Origin of the sequence: Caulobacter sp. BK020 (assembly GCF_004342605.1) — a bacterium.
Taxonomy (GTDB): domain Bacteria; phylum Pseudomonadota; class Alphaproteobacteria; order Caulobacterales; family Caulobacteraceae; genus Caulobacter.
Genome location: NZ_SLZL01000002.1, coordinates 324,849 through 347,899, shown reverse-complemented (window position 1 = coordinate 347,899; position 23,051 = coordinate 324,849). Strand labels below are relative to the sequence as shown.

11 protein-coding genes are annotated in these 23,051 nt (G+C 67.3%); 4 read left to right on the top strand and 7 right to left on the bottom strand.

Annotated features, from left to right (window positions below; genetic code table 11):
• The first annotated feature begins 61 nt into the window (after nt 1–61).
• The gene (purN, locus tag EV278_RS03830) at nt 62–667 is read left to right on the top strand and encodes a phosphoribosylglycinamide formyltransferase (protein ID WP_132086819.1); all 606 of its coding nucleotides are present in this window, start codon (nt 62–64) and stop codon (nt 665–667) included.
• A 29-nt stretch (nt 668–696) separates the two neighbouring features.
• On the opposite strand, the gene EV278_RS03825 is transcribed toward purN, so the two are convergent.
• Together EV278_RS03825 and EV278_RS03820 are read right to left on the bottom strand one after the other, a co-directional pair.
• A complete protein-coding gene (locus tag EV278_RS03825; protein WP_132086817.1) occupies nt 697–2,202 on the bottom strand; it encodes a tryptophan halogenase family protein in 1,506 nt (501 codons plus the stop codon).
• 198 nt (nt 2,203–2,400) lie between these two features.
• Nucleotides 2,401–5,865 (bottom strand): TonB-dependent receptor, encoded by a 3,465-nt coding sequence (locus tag EV278_RS03820; protein ID WP_132086815.1) that lies wholly within the window; start codon nt 5,863–5,865, stop codon nt 2,401–2,403.
• Nucleotides 5,866–6,743: 878 nt separating this feature from the next.
• On the opposite strand from EV278_RS03820, the gene EV278_RS03815 reads away from it, so the two are divergent.
• The 3 genes from EV278_RS03815 to EV278_RS03805 are packed head-to-tail and all read left to right on the top strand — an operon-like array spanning nt 6,744 to nt 13,272.
• The gene (locus EV278_RS03815; RefSeq protein WP_165916515.1) at nt 6,744–10,106 is read left to right on the top strand and encodes a DUF11 domain-containing protein; all 3,363 of its coding nucleotides are present in this window, start codon (nt 6,744–6,746) and stop codon (nt 10,104–10,106) included.
• Nucleotides 10,103–11,899 (top strand): type I secretion system permease/ATPase, encoded by a 1,797-nt coding sequence (locus tag EV278_RS03810; protein WP_132086811.1) that lies wholly within the window; start codon nt 10,103–10,105, stop codon nt 11,897–11,899. The genes EV278_RS03815 and EV278_RS03810 overlap by 4 nt, the downstream gene beginning before the upstream one ends.
• Complete coding sequence (locus EV278_RS03805; RefSeq protein WP_132086809.1) at nt 11,896–13,272, top strand: HlyD family type I secretion periplasmic adaptor subunit; 1,377 nt, start codon at nt 11,896–11,898, stop codon at nt 13,270–13,272. The genes EV278_RS03810 and EV278_RS03805 overlap by 4 nt, the downstream gene beginning before the upstream one ends.
• Before the next feature lie 10 nt (nt 13,273–13,282).
• On the opposite strand, the gene EV278_RS03800 is transcribed toward EV278_RS03805, so the two are convergent.
• The 5 genes from EV278_RS03800 to EV278_RS03780 all read right to left on the bottom strand — a co-directional run bounded on the left by EV278_RS03800 (nt 13,283) and on the right by EV278_RS03780 (nt 23,049).
• Nucleotides 13,283–13,480 (bottom strand): hypothetical protein, encoded by a 198-nt coding sequence (locus tag EV278_RS03800; protein WP_132086807.1) that lies wholly within the window; start codon nt 13,478–13,480, stop codon nt 13,283–13,285.
• A 62-nt stretch (nt 13,481–13,542) separates the two neighbouring features.
• Nucleotides 13,543–15,654, bottom strand: a complete 2,112-nt coding sequence (locus EV278_RS03795) for a beta-glucosidase (protein ID WP_243692069.1) — start codon at nt 15,652–15,654, stop codon at nt 13,543–13,545.
• A gap of 329 nt (nt 15,655–15,983) precedes the next feature.
• Nucleotides 15,984–17,975 carry a TonB-dependent receptor gene (locus tag EV278_RS03790; RefSeq protein ID WP_132086803.1) on the bottom strand — a complete coding sequence of 664 codons (1,992 nt, stop codon included), beginning with the start codon at nt 17,973–17,975 and terminating at the stop codon, nt 15,984–15,986.
• A gap of 171 nt (nt 17,976–18,146) precedes the next feature.
• Nucleotides 18,147–19,838 (bottom strand): peptide-N4-asparagine amidase, encoded by a 1,692-nt coding sequence (locus EV278_RS03785; protein WP_132086801.1) that lies wholly within the window; start codon nt 19,836–19,838, stop codon nt 18,147–18,149.
• Between the two features lie 37 nt (nt 19,839–19,875).
• Nucleotides 19,876–23,049: a TonB-dependent receptor gene (locus EV278_RS03780; RefSeq protein WP_165916514.1), complete on the bottom strand. Its 3,174-nt coding sequence runs from the start codon at nt 23,047–23,049 to the stop codon at nt 19,876–19,878.
• Between the last annotated feature and the right edge of the window lie 2 nt (nt 23,050–23,051).

Genomic DNA, 23,051 nt, shown 5'->3' with positions numbered 1-23,051 from the left:
TCATCCTGAGGCGCCCGCGTCGCGGGCCTCGAAGGACGCAGGGCGCGCGAAGAGGTTTCTCGTGGCCCAACGCACCAAGGTCGCCGTCCTGATCTCCGGCCGGGGCTCCAACATGGAGGCCCTGGTCCGGGCCGCCCAGGATCCGGCCTGCCCGTTCGAGATCACCCTGGTGCTGTCGAACAAGCCCGAGGCCGGCGGCCTGCTCACCGCCGCCGCGGCGGGCGTCGAGGCCCTGGCCATCGACCAGAAGCCCTACGGCAAGGACCGCGAGGCCCATGAGCGGGCCATCGACGCCGCCCTGCGCGAGCGCGGGATCCAGGTCGTGGCCCTGGCCGGCTACATGCGCATCCTGACGCCGTTCCTGGTGGAGGCCTGGGCCGGGCGGATGCTGAACATCCACCCCTCCCTGCTGCCCGCCTATCCGGGCCTGGACACCCACGGCCGCGCGCTGAGCGCCGGCGAGGTCGAGGCCGGCTGCACCGTCCACCTGGTCACCGCCGGCGTCGACGAAGGCCCGATCCTGGGCCAGGCCCGCGTACCGATCCTGCCGGGCGACACCGAACACAGGCTCAGCGACCGCGTGCTGGAGCAGGAGCACAGGCTGTATCCGGAAACCCTCGCGGCGTTCGTGCGCGATGCTCTAGGAGACCGAAGTTCAGGCGCTTGAACTCCTTGCCCCGCTAGCCGAAATGCAGCCTAGCGGGCCGCCGCCTGGGGGGCCTTGCAGTAGCGATCGATGAAATCCTGATGCGACGTGACCGCCTGCGCTGACCGCAGGATCTCTTCGCGGCGCAGTCTCATACCCTCGCGGATCTGTTCCAAGGAATGGAGATCGGCCAACACGTTGTAGCGCGCGGGAACGGCGCCGTTGCCCAGCAGGATGGCGAGCCAGCTCGGCTCCACATGGGACTCGAGATCACCCAGCGCGATCTGCCCGCTGGCGGTCCAGACCTCAAGCTTGTGCCGAAGACTGTCGGGTATGTCGATGTCGCGGCACGCCGCCCACAAGGGCTCGGGACGGCGCGAGAGATGGTAGTGGGCGATGATGAAGTCGCGGATGCGTTCGATCTCGCGGGTGGAGACGCGGTTATATTCGTCGCGCAAAGCCGGGTCGATGGTCCGTTGGGGGAAGTATTTGAACAGCTTCAAGATCCCCATGACGATCAGCTGCAATCCGGTCGATTCCAGCGGTTCGAGGAAGTTGGAGGCGAACCCGATCCCTATGCAGTTGCGGTTCCAGAACTGCTTGCGATGCCCGGAGGTGAAGCGAAACAGCCGCGGCTCGGCCAGCGGCTCGCCGTCAATGGCGCCCAGCAAGGCCTCGCGCGCCGCCTCGTCGCTCCAGAACTGCGAACTATAGACCATGCCGTTGCCGCTGCGGTGCTGCAGCGGAATCGTCCAGCGCCAGCCCCCGGCGTGGGCGGTGGATCGCGTGAACGGCATGGGCGGGCCAGCGCGTTTGGAGGGGACGGCCAGGGCGCTGTCGCAAAGCAGCCAGCGCGACCAGTCGACGAAAGGCGTGCCCAGCGCCTTGCCCAGCAGCTCGGACGCGAAACCAGTGCAGTCCAGGAAGAGATCGCCGGGAACCGTGACGCCGTTGGCCAGGTGGATGCCGGCGATATCGCCGGTGTCGCCGTCCAGGTCGACGTGCGTCATCTTGCCTTCGATACGCTGCACGCCCAGCTCGGTCGCCACGTCCCGCAGATAGCGGGCGTACAAGGCCGCGTCGAAATGATAGGCGTGGTGATAGCGCGAATTCTCCGGGTCGCTGGGGGCGAACCGATTGTCCTTGGCCACGGCGTAGGCGAACGAATAGTCGTCGATAGGCCGCTCGTCGCCGGCTTGGCGCAGCCTCAGCCAGTAATGGTGGGGTGACACCCCTTGAACCGGGTGGCCATAGTCGCTGAACGCGTGGAAATGCCGATTTCCGGCCACGCCCCAGTCGCAAAATTCAATGCCCAGCTTGAACGTGCCCTGGGTGCGGCGAATGAAGTCGAATTCATCGATGCCAAGCATGGCGTTGCACTGGGCCAGCAACGGGACCGTCGCCTCGCCGACGCCGATGATGCCGATCTCCTCGGATTCGACCAGGGTGATCCGTGTTTGACGGCGATCCGTCTGCTTGGCCAGCAGCGCGGCCGCGATCCATCCCGCCGCGCCGCCGCCCAGAATGACGATATGCTGTTGAGGGCCGTCGTTCATAAACATGTCTCGCCATGAACCCACTCGGCGCAACGCCCCGCCGAAGGGGCTTCAGGCGTATGCGGCGGCGGGAGGTCGGTCAAGGCGCGCCCCGACCGGCCGCGCCTGCAGCAGGCGACCGGGCTTAACCGGTCGCGATACCGTATTCGAAAAAAGGAAGGGCGCTTCTCGATGAAGCGCCCTTCCGCGTTCAGAGGGTTAGAAGCGCATCCGCGCGGTGAGTTCGTAGCGCCGATCGCTGACGTTGTAATCGTACGGCTCGAACACGCCGGGCACGGGCTCCTGAAGGGTTTTCGACTTCGTGTTGAGAAGGTTGTTGGCGTTGAACGAAACCGAAACCTTCTCGCTCAACTTGTAGTCGAAGCCCAGATCCAGGTAACCGGCCGCCGCCATGTAGGCGGGGACCATGTTGTACACAGGGAAGGAATGGTCCTTGTCGAAGTTGGTCGGGCTGGTGTTGAGGGTATAGGGATTGCCGCCGCTGGTCGCATAGGACAGCGGATTGACGTTGGTCGACAGCAACGCCTTGCTGCGCCAGTTGTACGCCAGACGGAAATTGACCCTGTCGCGGTTGTACAGCAGCTGGATGTTGTAGGCCCACTTCGACAATCCGGCGTAGGGAAGGTTGTCGTAGGTGTGCGGGACCGTGCCGTCCGGATTGAGCCCCCGGAAGCTGTCCGGGACGCCGGCCGGCGGGCGGGTCAGCACGCCGTTGGCCTGCTGGGAGGGGTTGGTGCTGTCGATATAAGTCAGGTTGCCTTCGAGGCCGAACCCTCTAAACACGCCCGGGAGCTGGTCGAAGAACTTGCGACCGCCGATCTCGAAGCCCTTGATGCGAGCCTTCTGCTCCGCCGTCTTGTTCTGCAGATAGAGCCACGGCAGGGTAAGGGTTACCGGCGTCCCCAGGTCCACATCGCCGGCCTGGGCCGGGCGGGTGTTACCATTGGCGTACGCCACCATCTCAACGGGAAGATTGTCGACGGTGAACGAATAGAACACCGGGTGATCCTCGACCTGCTTGGCGAACAGATCGACGTAGAAGAAGCTGGACGACGACGGATAGAATTCGAACGCCAGATCTTCGCTGTTGATCATCGTCGGTTTCTGGTTTTCGCCCCCGCCGTTGACGACGATACCCGTGAGGATCGAGGGCGCCTGCGTATTGGCGTTGGCAAGCGACCTGGCGCTGGTCGAACCGCCCGCGCGGATGTCGTTGAGATTGGGCGGAGCGGACGACCTGGACGCGGCGGCGCGAACGATGAACTTGTCGGTTACGTCGAACTTGACGTTGAACGAAGGCAGAACCCGCGTGTAGTCATAGTCGCGGCTCTTCGTGAAATAGGCATTATTATCCTCCGCCGCAGGCCTGACAAACGCATAGGTCGTCGGGTACAGGGGCGATGGAGTCGGTACGTTCGCCTGCTGCGCGTTGAAGTACGCGGTGCTGTCGGCTTCGGTCAGGACAAGGTTCTGAGCGTTCGGCGTCGACAGCAGATCGCTCGCCCGCAGAGAGTCGTGGAACACACGAACGCCGATATTACCCGAGAACGCCGGGATGAATCCGAAACCGTCGTGCGCGAACTTGGCCTGGATATAGGCGGCCTGGCTGACGATGTGGCTGCTGGTCTTGTTCACCCCCTGATCGATATATTCCCGCCAATAGTCATCCGCGGTCCGAGGCTGCCCGTCGTCGCGCGGCTGCCCGTTATAGGTCTTGAGCAGATGGTACCAGTCATAGCTCTGCATGAGCGATTGGCTGGGGACGAAAAGCTGAGCTGGAACAGCCGCCTTGCCGCCGAAGAAATTCGCGAAGGTGCCGATCTCATAGTCCGACTGCCGGACATTGGAGTTGGTGAGATACTGAATATTTCCCGCGCCGTACGTCGGGTCTCCGGGGTGCGCCGGCCACGGATCGCCCAGCCACGACTGACCCAGCGGCGCCCAATAGGTCCCCACGTTGTTGTCGTTCTCGATGCGGTTGGCGGTCCGAGCGCCAACCTTGACGCTGCGCAGGAAGCCGTCGTCGCTGACCCGGTATTCAAGGTCGATGTGGGCGGCCACCATCTCCCCTTTGTTGACGGGTTCATGGTAGGCCAAATTGGTCAGGTACGCCTTGCTCTTGTCCAGCAGGCCGGCGGTGGAAAGGCCAGACAAGACCGGCAACGACCCCGTCAGGTCGACGTCCATCGACGTCACCAGCGGGCTGGTCTGGGCGATGTTGACAAACATGTTCCGCCCGGTCGCCTTGGAACGGACATATTGCGCGCCGGCCCGCACCGCCACCCGGTCCCCAGGGGTCCAGACGAAGCTCTGCGAAATATCCAGCGTGGAATTCTTGCTGTGCGACACCGACGACCCGCCGCTGGGGTTGAACGTGCCCGCGGGACCGCACTGCACCAGACGCCTGCCGTCCCAATTGGCAGGGGGATTCGACGGATCGATATTTGAATTGGCCGACCAGTCCCACTGAAGCGACGACGCGGGACTGCCAAAGACGCCGCCGCAGTCCATCATATAGTAGGAGGGGAACCAGCCGCCGTTCGCCGCCTTGAAACTGTCGCTCGCGGTCGTGTTCGACCAATCCACCGAATTGCCGGAGGACCCGACCGTCAGGCTTCCCTTCCGGAAGCCGCCATCGGCGTCATATTCGACTGGAGTGCCGACCTTGGGCATGACGGCGGACGCGGCGGACGGGCTCGACCCCACGCCCCCGGTGGTCCCCCGACCATCCTCGACATACTGCGTGTAGAATACGGTGTTGGTCAGCGTCAGGTTGGACGACGGCTTCCACTGAATGGCCTGATAGGCGCCGTACCGGTCGCGCTTGCTCTGGTTGTTGCTCCAGTTGAACGAGCTGGGAACGAAGGCCATATGATCGGCGCGCTTGGAGTCTGTCGCCCATTCGCCGAACATGGCGCCGACCTGCAGGTCGCTGCTCTGCTGGTGCAGACGGCTGTAGGCAAGGTCCCACAACACGCCGAATTCGCCGATATTGGTGTCGAAACGCTTCGAGTACATGGCCGAAACGCGGGGCGAAGCCTTTTTCGCCAGGGTTCCGTAGCTGCCGCCCGCGGTGACGTTGAACTGAGTGTCGCGGAAATCGAACGGCAGGTGGGTGCGCAGATCGATCGAGGACGCCCCCCCTTCGATCAGGTCGGCGCGCGTGGCCTTGTAGACGTCGACCCCGGCCATCAGCTCGGGCGTGACTTCGTTCCAGCTGATGGCGCTGGCGCCGTTGGCGCTGAACAGCTGCTGCCCGTTGAGCGTGCTCGAATTGAACGGAAGGCCGCGCACGGTGATGCCCGTGCCTTCGATCTGGAACGCGGTGCTGCCGCCGTTGGTCCCGGTGAAACGCGAGATCGACACGCCCGACACGCGCTGAAGCACTTCGGTGATCGAATTGTCGGGCAGCTTGCCGGCCTCGTCGGCCACGATCGAGTCGACGATCGTGTCGGCGTTCCTCTTGATCTCGATGGCCGTTTGCAGCGCCTTGCGCCGCGCGGTGACGACCACTTCCGTCACGGTTTCAACGGACTTGCCGTCGCTGGACTTCGCCGAGGCTTCCTGTGCCGCGGCCGGCGCTGCTAGCGCTGTCATCGCGCACAGTACGCCGAGCGAAGCGCTAGCGACTAGCAGACGGCGCGCACAGATCGGATTCTTCACGTTTGTTCCCCTCCCCCAAGGACGCCGCTCAGTCGGCGTCATTTTCACCTAAGCTAGCCGTTTTCATTTTTATTAGTCAACAGTTTTCCAAATATGCAAACATGGATTGTAGGCGTGAATTTCCTCCATAGGCGCGGGAACGTTGACGCCAGCGGCAATTTCAAGTTCGGACTCATGCGGCGCGTCGATGCAGAGCCTGGCGCGGCGCAAGCGAATCAGGTCGCGGGACTGGCCAGTCAGGCCGCCGCCCCCTCGCGGGCCGGGACGAGCGGGCCAGGCGCATTCTGGTCGAGCTGGACTGGCGAGGTCGACCTCGTTCAACCTGCGTTGCGCCTCAGATCCAGACGCTTTGCCAGGCCTGGATCTTCACCCTGTCGGCGCGCCAGAGTATCAGGATAGCGGTGAAAATTCCACCGCGGGAACACCAGCACCCAATTTACAAACCCACTGCCCACCTCAAAATACAATAAATCCCACGAAGCTTTTCCGCTCGCCAACATCGCCGCACTATGCTTTTCAATTTTACGATAATTGGTTCAAATTAGTTGAATTTATATATTCCATATAACATCTGTAGTTTAGATTTACTTTTCAATACTATTGACACAGACCAAAGCCGGAGCGATCGCTAACCTCTGTTTCGCTTCGCGTTGGCAGACGTAGCGCCCCGTGAACGGCGATGGTCGCGGACACTGTGGGCGCGGGTCTTCCCTCCCCCAGCCCCCTCCTCCGACGCTCCAGAGACGACGCGCGCGCCTCCGGCGTCGATGTTGGAGCGCCTCCCAGCACGCTCCGACGGCGACGCCGTGACTGAAGCCTTCCTTTGGATCGCGCGGACGAGCGGGACTGCACGCGCGCGGAATGTTCAGGAGCCAGTCATGGCCGACATCGACCTCACTTCCCCCGGCAGTACGACGACGATCGACGGCGTCATCGTAACCTATGGCGACCCGATCGGCTCGGGCACCGGCATCTATTCTCCCTTCCTCGGCATCGACGACAACGACGGCGACGAAAAAGGCTTCAACACCGACGCCACGGGCGTCCTGGACACCGACCAGAGCAAGACCAGCAGCCTGACGTTCAACGACATCCCGGTCAAAATCATCAATGGCGTGGAGTATTTCGAGTTCCGGCTCGACCTGAACCAGACCAACGCCAACACCCTGATCTCCCTGACCAGCCTGAAACTCTACTATTCATCGGCTCCAGCCACCGGCGCGAACTATGTCTCGGCGACGCATGAACTGGACTCCGACTTCACCAAGGTCTTCGACCTGGACAGCGGCGGCGACACCCGATTGCTGCTCGACGCCCATTCGTCCGGCAGCGGCAATGACGACTACGTCTTCTTCGTGCCGGTGTCGGCGTTCGCCGGAGCCGACTTCAGCGCCGACTACATCACCCTGTTCGCCGACTTCGGCACCCCGGGCACGGCCTATGCCGCCAATGACGGCTTCGAGGAGTTCAACACCGAGAAGGTGTCGACCATCAATGGGATCAAGTTCGGCGACACCAATGGCAACGGCGTCATGGACGCGGGCGAGGTCGGCCTGGCCGGCTGGACCATCTTCATCGATAGCAACGCGAACGGCCTGCTCGACGCGGGGGAACGCTCGACGGTCACAGACGCCAACGGCCTCTTCCACTTCGGCGGCGTAGGCACGTCGCTGGAATCGGTGCGCATCGACGAGGTGCTGCAGGCCGGCTGGGTGCAGACCACGGGCGACTATGAGACGGTCGATGTGTCCTCCGTGGGCAACTACAGCGTCCAGATCGGCAACTTCCTGCCCAATCCGGCCCTGAACATCACCAAGGACGCCAGCGTCCCGGGCGGCACGGCCGACTGGGCGGGCGAGGTGATCAGCTACACGATCAGCGTCGCCAACACCGGCAACGTCGTACTGACGGGCGTGACGGTGACAGATCCGTTCGTGTCGAACCTGGCGCCGGTCCTCGTCGCAGGCTTCAACAGCGGCGACCTTGACCACGACAACGCCTTGGATCTGACCGAAATCTGGCACTACACGGCGACCCATACCGTCACCCAGGCCGAGATCGACGCCGGCGGCACGATCGACAACACCGCCACCGCCGACAGCGACCAGACCGGCCCCGACACCGACGACGCTTCGATCCCCGTCGCCCAGAACCCGGCCCTGAACATCACCAAGGACGCCAGCGTCCCCGGCGGTACGGCCGACGCGGCCGGCGAGCTGATCAGCTACACGATCACCGTCGCCAACACCGGCAACACCACCCTGACCGGCGTGACCGTCACCGATCCGTTCGCGGATGTCGGATCGATCGTCCGCGGCGCCGACGTGGTCGGCGACAACGACGCCTTGCTGGAGGTCGGCGAAACCTGGGGCTACACGGCGGCCCACACCGTCACCCAGGCCGAGATCGACTCCAACGGCGGCGGCGACGGAGCGCTGGAGAACACGGCTACGGCCGACTCCAACGAAACCGGCCCCGACACCGACGACGCCAGCGTCCCCGTCGCCCGCAACCCGGCCCTCAACATCACCAAGGACGCCAGCGTCCCGGGCGGCACGGCCGATGCGGCCGGCGAACTGATCAGCTACACGATCACCGTCGCCAACACCGGCAATACCACCCTGACTGGCGTGACCGTCACCGATCCGTTCGCGGACGTCGGCTCGATCGTCCGCGGCGCCGACGTGGTCGGCGACAACGACGCCTTGCTGGAGGTCGGCGAAACCTGGGGCTACACGGCGGCCCACACCGTCACCCAGGCTGAGATCGACTCCAACGGCGGCGGCGACGGCGCACTGGAAAACACGGCCACGGCCGATTCCAACGAAACCGGCCCCGACACCGACGACGCCAGCGTCCCCGTCGCCCGCAACCCGGCCCTCAACATCACCAAGGACGCCAGCGTCCCCGGCGGCACGGCCGATGCGGCCGGCGAACTGATCAGCTACACGATCACCGTCGCCAACACCGGCAATACCACCCTGACCGACGTGACCGTCACCGACCCGTTCGCGGATGTCGGCTCGATCGTCCGCGGAACTGACCTGGTCGGCGACAACGACGGCCTGCTGGAGGTCGGCGAGACCTGGGCCTACACGGCCGCGCACACCGTGACCCAGGGCGAACTGGACTCCAACGGCGGCGGCGACGGCGCGCTGGAGAATACGGCCACGGCCGACTCCAACGAAACCGGGCCCGACACCGACGACGCCAGCGTACCGGTCGAGCAGCGCGCCAGCCTCGACATCGAAAAGTACGTGTCGATCGACGGCGGCCTGACCTGGGACGACGCCGACAATCCGCAAGGACCGGTCGCCACCTCAAGCGCGGACATCCAGTTCAAGTTCGTGGTGACCAACACCGGCAACGTCACCCTGACCAACGCCACGGTCACGGACTCGGTGTTCGACCTGAATGGCGCGGCGCCCGGCACGGCGATGTCGCTGGGCGTGCTCGACGTCGGCGAGACCAACACCTTCTACTACGACGCCGCCTGGACCGCCGGGCAACACGTCAACGACGCCACGGCCAGCGGGACCTATTCCGGCGGCACGGCCACCGACCACGACCTGGCCTACTATTACGGCCTGATCGACTGCGTCGGCACTCGGACCCCCGGCTTCTGGCTGTCGCCCAACGGCCTGACCTTCTGGGACGGCACGGTCGGCAACGAAACCAAGTCCGGCCCCGAGTTCGCGACCGGCGAACTTCTGGCCTTCAACAACGGCATCAATGACGGTCCCGACGCGGGCAGCAGCAACAAGGAGGAACGCTACATCCTGCTGGGCGACGACAACGGCAACGGGATCACCGACGCCGGCGAGGACACCCTGCAGATGTCGCTGGCCCTGGCCCTGAAGGTGCTCGACGCCTCGCAGAAGGTCCAGCAGGACGCCCGCTATGTGCTGGGACGCGACGTGATCGCCGCCTGGCTGAACTTCGAGGCCGGCAACGGCGCCGGCAGTCCGGCCGACCCCAACAGTCCGGCCCACAAGATGGACCTGGCGATCGACTGGCTGCAACAGTACGCCGACGCCAACCATGACGGGGTCGCCGACTTCAACGGCCCCGCCATCAAGCAGAACAGCGCGGCCTGGCAAGGGTCTGGTGCGGGGCTTCACACCGCCCTGGACGAGTACAACAACCACGGCACGGTCAACGGCGTGTTCTATTCCTGCAGCGCCGATGACCACGTGTTCGTCGACGCCCTGACCCGCTACCACGAAGACGTGCTGGCATGAGCGGGCGCAGCGCGGCTGGGGGACGAGCGGACCGGTCCCGGAAACGGATCCCGGAGCCGCTCGCCACCGCGCTGCGGACCTGCCGGCGGCATGTGCTGATCGCCGCCGGCTTCAGCGCCCTGGTCAATATCCTGTACCTGGCCCCGACGCTCTACATGCTGCAGATCTACGACAGGGTCCTGCCCACCGGCGGGACCCTGACCCTGGCCTTCCTGACGGTGGCGGTGGTCTTCGCCCTGGCCACCCTGGCCATGCTGGACAGCCTGCGTCAGCGGGTGCTGGTTCGGCTGGGCCTGCGGCTGGACCGCGAACTGGCCGCCGAGGTCCTGGCCCGCCTGACCGGCGGCCTGGACCACGCGGCCGGACCTCGGCTGCGCCAAGCGATGCGAGAGTTCGACGCCTTCCGCAACATCGTCGCCGGCCCGGCCGCCCTGGCCCTGCTGGACGCCCCGTGGACGCCCATCTACCTGGCCCTGTGCTTCATCCTCCATCCGGTGCTGGGCGTGATCTCGGTGTGCGGCGCCGGGGCCCTGCTGGTCCTGGCGATCCTCAACGAGAGGGCCACCCGCGCCAAGCTCGGCGCGCTGCACGAAGCCTCGGCCCAGGCCTACGCCGCCCAGGAGGCCATCGCCTCGCATGGCGGACTGGTCCGCGCCCTGGGCATGCGCCAGCCGCTGATCGTCCGCCAGCTGATCGAGCGCCGCGCGGCGGTCGGCCTGCAGGCCGGCGCCCAGTTCACCGGCGGCGTCTATTCGGGCCTGATCCGCTTCCTGCGCCTGACCTTGCAATCCCTGGCCCTGGGCACGGGCGCCTGGCTGGCCGTGCGGCACGAGATCTCGGCCGGCGGGGTGATCGCCGCCTCGATCCTGCTCAGTCGCAGCCTGGCGCCGATCGAGCAGATCGTCGGCGCCTGGAAGGGCGTGATCCAGGCCCGCGACGGGTTCCACACCCTGGTCGAGCTGTTCCGCCAGGCCCCCACGCCGATCCCGCGCACCCGCCTGCCCGATCCCGAGGGGCGCCTGCGGGCCGAACAGGCCAGCATCCGCGCCGCCGACGGCTCCGGCATGATCCTGCGCGGCGTGTCGTTCGACGTGAACCCCGGCGAGATCATCGGCGTCGTCGGCCCCAGCGGCTCCGGCAAGACCACCCTGGCCCGGCTGCTGGTCGGGGCCCTGGCGCCGGATCACGGCTGCATCCGGGTCGACGGCGCCGACCTGGCCGACTGGCAGCAGGAGCGGCTGGCCGCCCATATCGGCTACCTGCCGCAGAACTGCGGCCTGTTCGCCGGCACGGTGAAGGAAAACATCGCCCGCTTCGCCAGCATCCTCGAAAGCGACCCGGCCGAGATCGACGCCCGCGCCGTGGCCGCCGCGATGGCCGCCGGGGCCCACGAGATGATCCTGCGGCTGCCGGACGCCTATGAGACCCGCCTGGGTCCGAACGGCGGCGGGCTGTCGGCCGGCCAGGCCCAGCGCCTGGCCCTGGCGCGGGCCCTGTACGGCGAGCCGAAGATCTTCGTGCTGGACGAGCCCAATTCGAACCTCGACTCCGAAGGGGAGACCGCCCTGGAGCACGCCGTCGCCGCCCAGAAGGCCCGGGGCGCGGCCCTGGTGATCATCGCCCATCGGCTCAACATCCTGGGCATCGCCGACAAGCTGCTGGTGCTGCGCGAGGGCGCGGTCGATCTCTACGGCCCCCGCCGCGACGTGCTCAAGGCGCTGGAGGCGCGCGTCGCCAGCCTGCCGCGCGCCGCCAACGCCGGTCCCGACCTGCGCGCCACGAGGCAACCATGAGCGGTTCGCTGATCCAATCGAACTATGACCAGATCATTCCGGCCGGCATCCTGGAGGACGACGGTCCGGACGACGGGACCCGCTGGGAGTTGCGCGTCGGTCTGGCGGCGGCCGGCGCCTTCTTCATCGGCTTTCTGGGCTGGGCGGCCCTGGCCCCGCTAGACGCCGGCGCCTACGCCCCCGGCGTGGTGGCGGTGTCGGGCAGCCGCCAGGCCGTGCAGCATCGCGAGGGCGGCGTCATCTCGGCCCTTCGCGTGCAGGAGGGCGACGTCGTTCGCCAGGGCCAGGTGCTGGTCGAGATCAATGTCCAGGATATCCGGGCCCAGGAGCGGGCCCTGGCCTCGCGGCTGTTCGCGCTCGAGGCCCAGCGGGCCCGGCTGATCGCCGAGCGCGACGGCCTGGCCGGACCGGCCACGCCCCTGGCCTTCATCGGCCTGCCTCCCGAGGACAAACTCCTGGCCGACGAGGCCATGGCGCTGGAACGCCGTCAACTGGCCGCCCGGCGCAGCGCGCGGGCGTCGCAGCATGGGGTTCTGGGTGAGCGCGCCAGTCAGCTGAGCGAGCAGATCCACGGCTACGAACGCCAGCTGGCCGCCAATCGCGAGCAGCAGCGGCTGATCGGCGATGAGCTGGAGGGCATGAGGAAGCTGGCCGCCCAGGGCTATGCGCCCCTGACCCGGGTGCGGGCCCTGGAGCGCGCCGCCGCCGACCTGGCCGGGGCCGACGGGGCTTTCCGCGCCCAGGCCGCCAGCGCCCGCGAGGGCATCGGAGAGACCCGCATGCAGGCCCTGCAGGTCGACCGCCAGCAGATGGACGAGGTCATCGTCGACCTGCGCGCGGCCGAGGTCGAGCTCAACGAATTGAAGCCCAAGCTGGCGGCGGCGCGCGACCAGCTGTCCCGCGGCATGGTCAGGGCCCCGGCCTCGGGCCAGGTGGTGGGACTGAAGGTGTTCACGGTCGGCGGCCTGGCGCAGCCTGGCGACACCCTGATGGAAATCGTGCCCCGGCGCGCGCCCCTGGTCATCGAGGCTCGGGTGGCGGCCAACGACGCCGACGACATCCATGTCGGCCAGACCACCGACGTGCGCCTGAGCGCCTTCCACGACCGCCACCTGCCGCTGCTGGAAGGCAAGGTGACCAAGCTGTCGGCCGACGGCTTCACCGACGAGAAGACCGGAGCGCGCTACTTCCGCGCCGAAGTCGCCGTGCCGCCCGAGGAACTGGCCGCCCTGAGGCAGCCCGGCCGCGACCCGCCGATGCTGAAGGCCGGACTGCCCGTCGAGGTGGTGGTGCCGCTTCGCAAGCGCACCGCCCTGCAGTACCTCGTCGAGCCGCTGCAGCAGCGCCTGTTCCGGGCTTTCCGAGAACAGTGAAGCGCCGTCGTCAGGCGGCGGCCGAGATCCGTGCGAGCCGGCATAGCAGGCGATCATAGGTCGAGCGACGGATCGGTCGCCCCTTCCTCAACCGCGTCCAGGTCGTCTCGCTGACGCCCAGCACTTCCTGGAGACAGACCTTCGTCACCGCCGGAAGCGCGGCGCGAAAGGCGAGGACCTGTTCCTCATCGACGAGAACCATATTCATCAGATGCGCTCCTAGATTCGAATGGCCGGGCGCCGCCTCGCCGGCGACGCCCGCGCGCAAGGTCAGGGTTTCAGGGTCCTGGCCTTCAGCTTGGCGGCGCCGCTCAGGGCCAGGTCATTGGAGGCCCCGCCGACGCCCACCTGGTAGCGACCGGCGTCGATCACCCAGCGCCTGGCCTTGGCGTCGAAGCGCCCCAGCAGACGGGCGTCGGCGGTGAGGGCGAGGCGGCGCGTTTCGCCCGGTTTCAGGTCGACCTTGTCGAATCCGATCAGCCGCTGGACCGGCTTGCCGGCCGCATCGGTCAGATAGACCTGAGGCGCGTCCTTGCCGGCCCTTTGTCCTGTATTGGCGACATCGAAGCTGACCGTCAGGCTGTCGCCGCCGGTCACCTTCAGGTTCGAATAGGCGAACTGGGTGTAGGACAGGCCATAGCCGAACGGGAACAGCGGCTTCTGGCCGCTCGTGGCGAAGCGGCGATAGCCGACGTCGGCGCCCTCGCTATAGACTACGTCGAACTGGGTCTTTTCCGGCAGGCCGCGCCCCGGCAGCGCCTCGCGCGGATATTGCGCCAGCGAAGCCGGGAAGGTCACCGGCAGGCGGCCCGAGGGATTGACCGCGCCGAACAGCACGTCGGCGATCGCCTCGCCGCCCTTGGCGCCCGAGTACCAGGCCTCGACCACCGCGCCGGCCTGGTCCAGCCAGGGCATAGCCACCGGACCGCCGGTCTGCAGCACCACTACGGTGTTGGGGTTGGCGGCCGCGACGGCGGCGATCAGGGCGTCCTGGCCGTCCGGCAAGGACAGGTCCGCCGCGTCTTCCCCCTCGCCCATCCACTGGTTGCCGAACACCACCACCACGTCGGCGGCCTTGGCCGCGGCGACGGCCGCGGACACGTAGCGTCCGTCGTCGAACGTGACCTTGGCGTCCGGCGCGGCCTTGCGGATGGCGGCCAGGGGCGAGGATCCGTTGAAGTACTCGCTGCGGAACGGGCCCATCATCCCCTCGCCGCCCAGCGGCACCACGCGTTTCGCCCCGCCCGGCGGGACTACCTGGGACGAGCCGCCGCCCGACAGCACGCCGGCGTCGGCATGGCCGCCGATCACGGCGATGGTCTTGGCCGTGGCGGCCAGGGGCAGCAGGCCCTCGCGGTTCTTCAGCAGCACGACGCCCTCGGCCGCCGCCGCCCCGGCCACCTCGGCGTTGGCCGCGTAGTCTATGGCGCCGCCCGGCGACACCGGCTTGTCGAACAGGCCCGCGGCGAACATCGAGCGCAGGATGCGGCGGCTGGCGTCCGACAGCCGCGCGGCCGGGATCTCGCCCTTCTCGACGGCGGCCTTCAACGGCGCGCCGAACCAGATCTTGGCGTCCAGCTGTTCGCCCGATTGCTGGTCCAGGCCCTTGACGATGTAGTCGGTGGCGTGGACCGCGCCCCAGTCCGACATCACCCAGCCCTTGTAGGCCCAGTCGCCCTTCAGGACGCTGTTCAGCAGGTGGTCGTTGCCGCAGCTGTAGTCGCCATTGACCAGGTTATAGGCGCACATCACCGAGCCCGGCTGGCCTTTCTCGATGGCGATCTGGAAGGCCAGCAGGTCGCTTTCGCGATGCGCCGCCTCGTCAATCACCGAATTGGCGAAGTGGCGGCTGGTCTCCTGGCCGTTCAGCGAGAAGTGCTTGATCGTCGAGATGATCCCCTGGTCCTGGATCCCCTTGATCGACGCGCCGGCCAGGTTGCCGGCCAGCCACGGGTCTTCGCCGAGATATTCGAAGTTGCGGCCGTTGCGCGGATCGCGCGCCAGGTTGACGCCGCCCGCCAGCTGGACGTTGAACCCCTTGGCCCGCGCCTCGCGCCCCACCACGGCCCCGCCCTCATAGGCCAGCCTGGTGTTGAAGGTCGCCGCCAGCGCCAGACCCGACGGCAGGGCCGTGGCGCCGTCGCCCGGGCGCACGCCGAGCGGGTTCGTGACGCCCAGGCTGGCGTCGCTTTCCTGCAGGGCTGGCACGCCGAGGCGCGCGATGCCCGGGATGTAGCCCGCCGAGCCGATCGCCCCCTCGGGCTTGGTGATCCCGAAGATCGGCATCGACATCGGCCCGTGTAGCAGGCCGATGCGCTCGTCGAGGGTCAGCTCCTTCTCCAGCAGCGCCGCGCGCTCGTCCGCCGACAGCTTGGAATTCATCCAAGGCTGCTCGGACGGTCGGGCGGCTTGCGCTGATGTCGCAGCCAGGATGGCGAGACTTGAGACGAGCGTGAGGGTGCGAATGGTCATGACAGGCCCCGTGTTTCCTCCGGCCTCTCCACGGAGGCCTTTTCGCCGGCGGCTCGACGACCGCAACGACAACGTTGTCGTACGAAGCTACGACAACGTTGTCTATAGCGCGGGAGAAAGACACCGCTGTCGAAGGAATTTCACCGCCGAAAACGGGATCATGCCGCCATCACGAGGACGCAGCGGACGTCGATGTTCGAGGGACGCCCGTCTCCTGGAGAGGCGGGCGTCGCTTCTGGTCAGAACTTGGCGCTGAGCACCAGGCGCACGTCGCGGCCCGGCATGATGACCGAGTCCTTGTTCAGGGCGGTGGCGTTGCGGATCGTCTCGTCGGCCAGGTTGTGGCCGACCAGCAGCAGCTCGATCCCCGGCTTGGCCTTGAACGGCCGCCAGCGGACCTGGGCGTCGATGGAGGTGTAGCCGTCGGTGGCCAGGTCGGCCACGCCGACATGGTCCTGGGACGACACGGCCAGCACCAGGAAGCTGGCGTCGACCCTGTCGTTGGCCCAGTCCAGGCCGCCGCCGAAACGGCCGGGCTGGATGCGCGGCACGTCGCCGCCGCCCGTGAACTTGGCGCGAACATAGTCGCCCAGCACCTGGCCCGACAGGTTGCCGCCCGCCACCGAGGTCAGCGGGAAGAAGGCCTTGGCCTCGACGCCCCAGAAGTTGGCGTCGCGCTGACCGTAGTTGAGCTCCTTGAGCTCGCCGGCCCCGCCGGCCTCGCAGACCCCGTCCTCGTCGCACATGCGGCCGCTCAGGGCGCCGTAGATGTAATTGTCGAAGTGCGCGCCCCAGACCGACGCTTCGATGCGGCCTTCGGAGCCGAGTTTGTAGCGGGCGGTCGCTTCAAGCGAGTTGGCGCGTTCGATCTTCAGCTCCGGATCGCCGGTCTCGAACGTCGCCGGGCCGTCGTGCGGGCCGCGGGCGAACAGTTCGGTCTGGGCCGGCGCTCGCGCCGCCGAGGCGGCCGTCAGGCCCAGGCGCAGAGCATCGGAGGCGTCATAGGTGAAGCCCGCCGACACGCTGAACGGCGTATAGTCGCGGCTGGTCTCGACGCCCGAGGCCGGCGTGCCGTCGATCTTGATATGCTCGACGCGCGCCGCGCCCTGGAATTGCAGAGCGCCGACCGGCGCCTCCACGAACGCGAAGGCCGCGGCGCTCTGGGTATGGGTGGGCAGCAGATAGTCGGCCCCTTCACCGAGGGCGCTGAACTTCCGGTCCTGGAACTGAACGCCGAGCGCCGAGGCCGAGAGCGGACCCGTGGCGCCGAACAGCGCCTCCATCCGCCCGTCCCATTCCTTGTTGTTGAAGGTGGACAGGACCTCGTTGCTCTCCGGATCGATCTCGCTGTGAGTGTAGTCGGCATAGCCGGCGTCGACGTTCACCCGCTGCAGGACGCCATCGCCGAACTTGAACGACCCGCCGAACGCGCCCTTGTCCTGCTTCATGCGGATGAAGGTGTCGTCGGACGGAATGCCGTAGCGGGCCTCGTAGTGCGTGCCGCTCGCCCCGACGCGGCTGTCGTCGCCAAAGAAGTAGGACGCGCCGCCCGAATAGCCGTTGCCGCGGAAGAACGAGTTCGGCTGGACGCCGTCCGGCGTCTTGTAGTCGCTGGCCCGACGGCCGAAGCCGTCCAGGTGGACCGCGAACGGCCCCTGCCCCGCGTCGAGGCTGATCGTGCCCTCGCCGGTCGCCGCGCCGGTGGAATAGGCCGCGGTGGTTTCGCCCTCGATCCCATCGATCGGCTTGAGCGGAATGCGGTTGTTGATGACGTTGACGACGCCGCCGATCGCCTGGCTGCCGTAGCGCAGAGTGGCCGCGCCGCGCACGACCTCGATCTGCTGTGCGGCGAGCGGGTCGATCGGCACGCCGTGGTCGGGACCGACGTCCGAGACGTCCGAGCTGGACAGGCCGTTCTCGGCCAGCTTCACGCGCTGGGCGTCCATGCCGCGGATCACCGGACGGCTGGCGCCGGCCGCGAAGCCCGTGCCGGCGACGCCGGGCACATTGCGCAGGGCGTCGGCCAGACTGGCCCCGCCGTTGCTCAGGACCTGGTCGCGGCTCACCTGCTCGACGATGGTCGCGAAACGGTCAGGATCGCCGGCCAGGGGCGAGGCGGTGATCACCACCTCGGACACCGAATGGCCCAGATCCTGGGCTCCGGCTTGAGCGGCGCAGGCCAACAGGCCTCCAACTCCGGCCGCCGCCAGCAACATCGTACGCAGTCGCATTTGACCCTCACAAAAGAATGCTCGGGCTTCACTTATGTTATATCGTAACATGCTCCAAGCGGATTTTTAGGCCTGCGGAACGACGGCCGGATCTGCGTTGCTTTTAGGCGCCGCAAATCCGGCCCGATCGCTGCTGGGCGCATGAAACGCGCCCTTATGGCCGGATCGTGTTCAGCAGCCGTCCCGGGCCATGACCACGGCGTTGTCCTTCACCACGACGGTGCGGCCGTAGCAGCCGAGGGCGCTGTCTTCGAGTCGATACGCCTGGACCGACGAGCCCGAGGCGTTCTGGAACCGTCGGGCGGCGCGGTTGAATTGCCCCTGGGCGGTCGGTGCGACGTGGTTGCTGAGGGTGCGAGTCCAGACCTTGCCGTCCGCGGAGACTTCGCGCTCGGTCCGGGCCAGGGTCAGGTCGACGGCGGCGGTCTGGTTGGTCCCGTCGGCCGTGACCGTTTCCTCGGTAACGCTGCTGAACGGATAGGACGCGACTTCCCGGCGCGTCGCGGTCCCCGACGCGTCGGTCCGCCGCGTATCGACCTGCAGGCGCGTCGACTGCCGCATGCGGCCGATCTGGACCTTGTCATTGGAGACATAGTCCTGGCGGTTCGAGAACGACATCGCATAGCGCACGCTGGTGGTGACTTCACCGTGAGAGGTCTGGAGAACGCCCGCGACCTCTCCCTTCTGGGCGAAACGCGTGTCGATCCGGCCGTTCAGGCCCTGCTCGCCGGCCCGGACGCGGCGTGCGTCCGTGGTCTCGCGCGGGGCCGCCAGCGTGTTGTGGAGCAGCCGTCCGCGGGTGGCGCTGGCGCCAGCGTCGCGCCAGGCCAGCAGGCTGGCGGTGACCAGATAGTAGTTGCGCACCCCGGGCACGGCGACCTCGATGCGGTGCGGCTGCCCATCGTTGACCAGGCCGGCGAACGGCGTCAGGTCGACCCGCGAAGGTGTGAAGTTCAGGGTCTCCGGCGCGGGAACCGGGAACCACAGGTACGGATTGATCCCGCCCGTAAAGATCCAGGGAAACAGCGAGGCCAGGCCCGCGCGCTGGCCGTCGACGAACACCTCGACCTGCCGGAAGGCCCCGCCCCCGCAACGTCCCTCCTTGTCTGAGGCCAGGTGATCAGGAACGCAGTCGTACCAGAACTCGTCGTCGGCCTGTCCCTGGGCGATGACGTCCAGGGCCAGGCGCTCGACATTGGCCGGCAACACCACGGTCTGCGCCAGGCGGTCCTTGTCCTTGGTGAGCTTGGCGAGGCCGCCAGAGATCGGCTGCACGATCTGCGGCGCCGCCGCGGCGGGTATCGCGGCCGAAGCGGGATAGAACAGCAGGCGCGCGCTGGCGGTTAGCCGTCCGGTGTAGGTCTCGTTGACGACATTGGCGATCAGGACCTCCCCGGCGCCAGGCTGCGCCAGCAGGGCGGCGTAGTCGGTGACGTCGCGCTCCACGTGCCAGGCCGGGGCGATGGCTTTGCGCGGCTCCATCGTGGTGCCGTAGTAGAGGTTCACCCCGCCCAGATGGATGATGGCGGTGCGATCGAACTGCCGGCCCGCGGTGACGTCGAAATCGGCTTCCAGCACGACCTTGGCCCACGGCCCCGGACAAGCCGCCGGCGGCGCATAGGAGAAGGCGACGGGCTCCACGCCTTCGAACTGCCGCGGGGCGAACAGCGGCGTGACGCAGGGCTGACCCGCCGGCCGCGAAACACGTGGCTCGACGTCGGCGACCGTATTGACGCCGGGCGCTGGCGGAGGCGGCGCGGCGAAGCCGGCGGGGGTGGCGCTTTCCGCTCGCGCGACGGCCAGGGGCGCGGCGAGGCCGAGCGCGGCGGCGAGAACGGAAACCAGGGCGTGGCGAGACGTCATAAGCGGAACTCGAATGAAGGATGAAAACGGGCCGGCGCTAGAAACCCAGGCTGAAGGCGAGATGCAGGTCGCGCCCCAGCGGGTCGTAGGTTCCGGTGTAGGTGTTGGGGTTGTTGGTGGTGCCGTCCACGAAGGTCGACGGAACGACCGGCGGAGTCAGGTCGAACAGGTTGTTGGCCACCAGGCGGACGGTCAGGCCGGGGCGCAGCCGCATCGAGATTCCCAGATCGAAATAGTCATAGGCCTCCAGCTTGGCGAACGACGGATACGCATACGGGGGCGCCCCGGCGCTGAGGGCGGCGTCCCGACTGTTGGCCGCCAGCTGCGTCGGGCCGATGTGGCGCCAGTTGAGGGACACGACCGCCTCACGCCAGGGCGACCGCCAGGTGGCGACGAGGTTGTGACGCCAGAGCGGCTGGGGCGCATGGCACTGGGGCGGTCCGAAATAGCCGGCGCAGTTGCGCAAGGGATCGTCCGGCGCGCTCCTGCCGCCGGTGGTGATCAGCCGCATGCCGGTCAGATCGAGACCCAGTCGCCCGAGCGCGCCCAGCGACAGGTTATAGCTGGCCTGGATGTCCACGCCTTCGTTGATCAGCAAGGCGGTGTTCTGGGCGCCGGTGGCGATATATCCCCCCGTCGCCGGGCTGCCGAACAGAGCACCCGTATCGGCCGCCCGATGCACGAACCGGCAATAGTAGTCCTGGCCCGTGTCCAGGCAGCTTTGAAACACGCTGTCGGCCAGGATCGGGCCGATATAGCCCTTCACGGCGATCCTGTAGTAGTCGGCGGAGACGCTGAAGCTGGGCAGGCCGCGCGGCGTATAGACCAGGCCGATCGTCCGGGTCCTGGCGTTCTCGGGATGCAGGCTTCGATTGCCGTTGCCGCCATAGGTCTGGCACAGCTGGTCTGGACAATCAGGGATGCGGCCGTACTGGGCGGCGCTCACGCCGGTGCGCTGGCAGGCGATGAGGCTTGCGGCCGGAGACGGCCCCGAGCACGGGTCCGACAGGCCGATCACGCCGTAAGTCGAACCGGTATAGAGCTCGGAAATATTGGGCGCGCGAGCGGCCTTGTTGAGACTGGCGCGGACCAGCCAGTCGGACGTGGGCTGGTACTGCAGCTCATATTTCCGGGTGGCCAGAAGGCCGCCGCCGGTATTGTAGTTTGAATATCGAACGCCCGCATTGACCTCCAGCCGTTCGATCCAGGGCCGCCCCTCGGCGATCGGCGCCTGCAGTTCGCCGTAGATCTCGCGCACCGATTGGCGTCCCCGCAGCGGCGGGCTCAGCTGTTCGAACGCCAGCGCCGCCGGGTCGATCTTCTGCTTGAGGGAGTCGGCGCGGTATTCGAGGCCCAGCGCGACGGCGACGCCCTGGCCGGTCCATGGGCTCTTCACGCCGTAATCCGTCAGGTCCCCCGACAAATTGGCGATCAGGTCCGTCTGCCCATAGTGATTGGCCCAGACATAGTCGCGGTAGGCATAGGCGTAGAAACGCGGGTCGACGCCGTTTTGCCGGAAGATGTCGGCCGGCACGCAGGCGGGATCGGTCCCGTCGATCCTGGCGACGCAGGTCGGCACGCCGTCGACCAGCTCGACGTTCAGAGCCCTGTTGAGCCGGCTCGGGTCGACCTCGTTGCTGTCGGAGAGCGAGCTGAAGACCGTCGAGCGGATCGCCGACAGATCATACCGCCAATGGTCGAACACCTCGCCGCCCAGGCCCAGGCTGATCCTGTAGTCCTGATTGATCGCTTCCGCGCGCAGCGGCCGGCTGCCCGAGCCGCCCATGATCGCGGTGTATCGGGTGGAGACCATCTGGCTTGATCCGGCCGCCGAACCGCACAGCAAGGCGGCCTGGCTGGCCGACAGGAAAGGGTTGCGGCAATTGATCTGGAAGCCCCCCGCGGGCACGTCCACGGTGTTGATGTAGGGGTAGAACTGACTGTAGGTCGCGTCCTTCATGTAGAGCAGGCTGGCGCGGAATTGGGCGGCCTTGGACGCCCGGAAGTTCACGAAGGCGCCCGCCGAGCGTCGCTCGTCCGACCTCATGAAGTTGAAGTTCTCACGGGTGTTGGCGGCGTAAAGGTCGCCGTCGGCCGCCGGCGCGAACGCGCCATCCGCCCCGGTGTAGAAGACCTGCCCCGCCGAAGGGCCGGTAATCGGCTGGAAGCGGCCATGGTGCGTGTAGAGCGTGCTGACCGCACAGGACGGCGCGCCGTCGTCGTCGCTCGCGATGATCCGGCAGGCGGAGAAGTCCCGATCCTTCCACTGCACGGGATCCTGGCTGCGGTAGGCGCCAAAAAGAGCGACCTCGCCGCGTCCTCCGGCGAACCGGGTCCCCGCCGTAAGGGTCAGGTCCCTGCGGACGCCGTCGGTGACGCGCCGCGCCGGGGTCTTTATGTTGGCGAAGCCCGCGATCACGCCGCGGACCGCTACGTCGTCATTGGCGTGCTGGTAGACGCTGTAGCCGCCATCGATCCGCACGCCCTCGAAGTCGCGATCCAGCACGAAGTTGACAACCCCGGCCACGGCGTCCGAGCCGTAGGTGGTCGAGGCTCCGCCCGTCAGAATGTCGACTCGCCGCACCAGGGCGGCCGGTATGATGTTGAGGTCGACGGCCTGCACCGGGGCCAGGCGCTCACCGTCCAGCAGGACCAGGGTCCTCTGATGGCCGAGGTTCCGCAGATTGATCTGGGCCCGGCCGTCGGCGTCCGAGCCGTTGGTGAACTGGGTCGAGTCGGCGCGCGCCTCCGGCAGCCGGTTGATCGCCTCCTCCAGATTGAGCACCCCGCTCAGACGCAGCTCCGCCTGGGACAGGGTCGTCACGGGCGCGGCGGCCGTGGTGTTGGCCCGGCGGATGCGCGTGCCCGTCACCACCAGCTCATCCAGCGAGGTCGGCGTCGCGCTCTCGGTCGGCGGAACGGGCTGAACCACGACAGGCGCCGAAGGCGACCGCGGCCTGGGCTCCAGGGTAACGGCGTAGATCCCCGGGGCGATGCGCCGGGCCCGCAGGCCAGTGCCCTTTAACAAGAGCTCCAGCCCCTGGCCGACATCGAACGTCCCGTTCAGGGCGTTGGCGCGCCGGCCTTGCGCCGCGGCGGCCGACAGCACCAGTTGGACATCCGCCTGACGGGCGAATTCGGTCACGGCTGGGCCGGCGTCCTGCGCCTTGATCCGGAAGGTCTTCACGCCGGCCAGCGCAGGATGCGCCAACG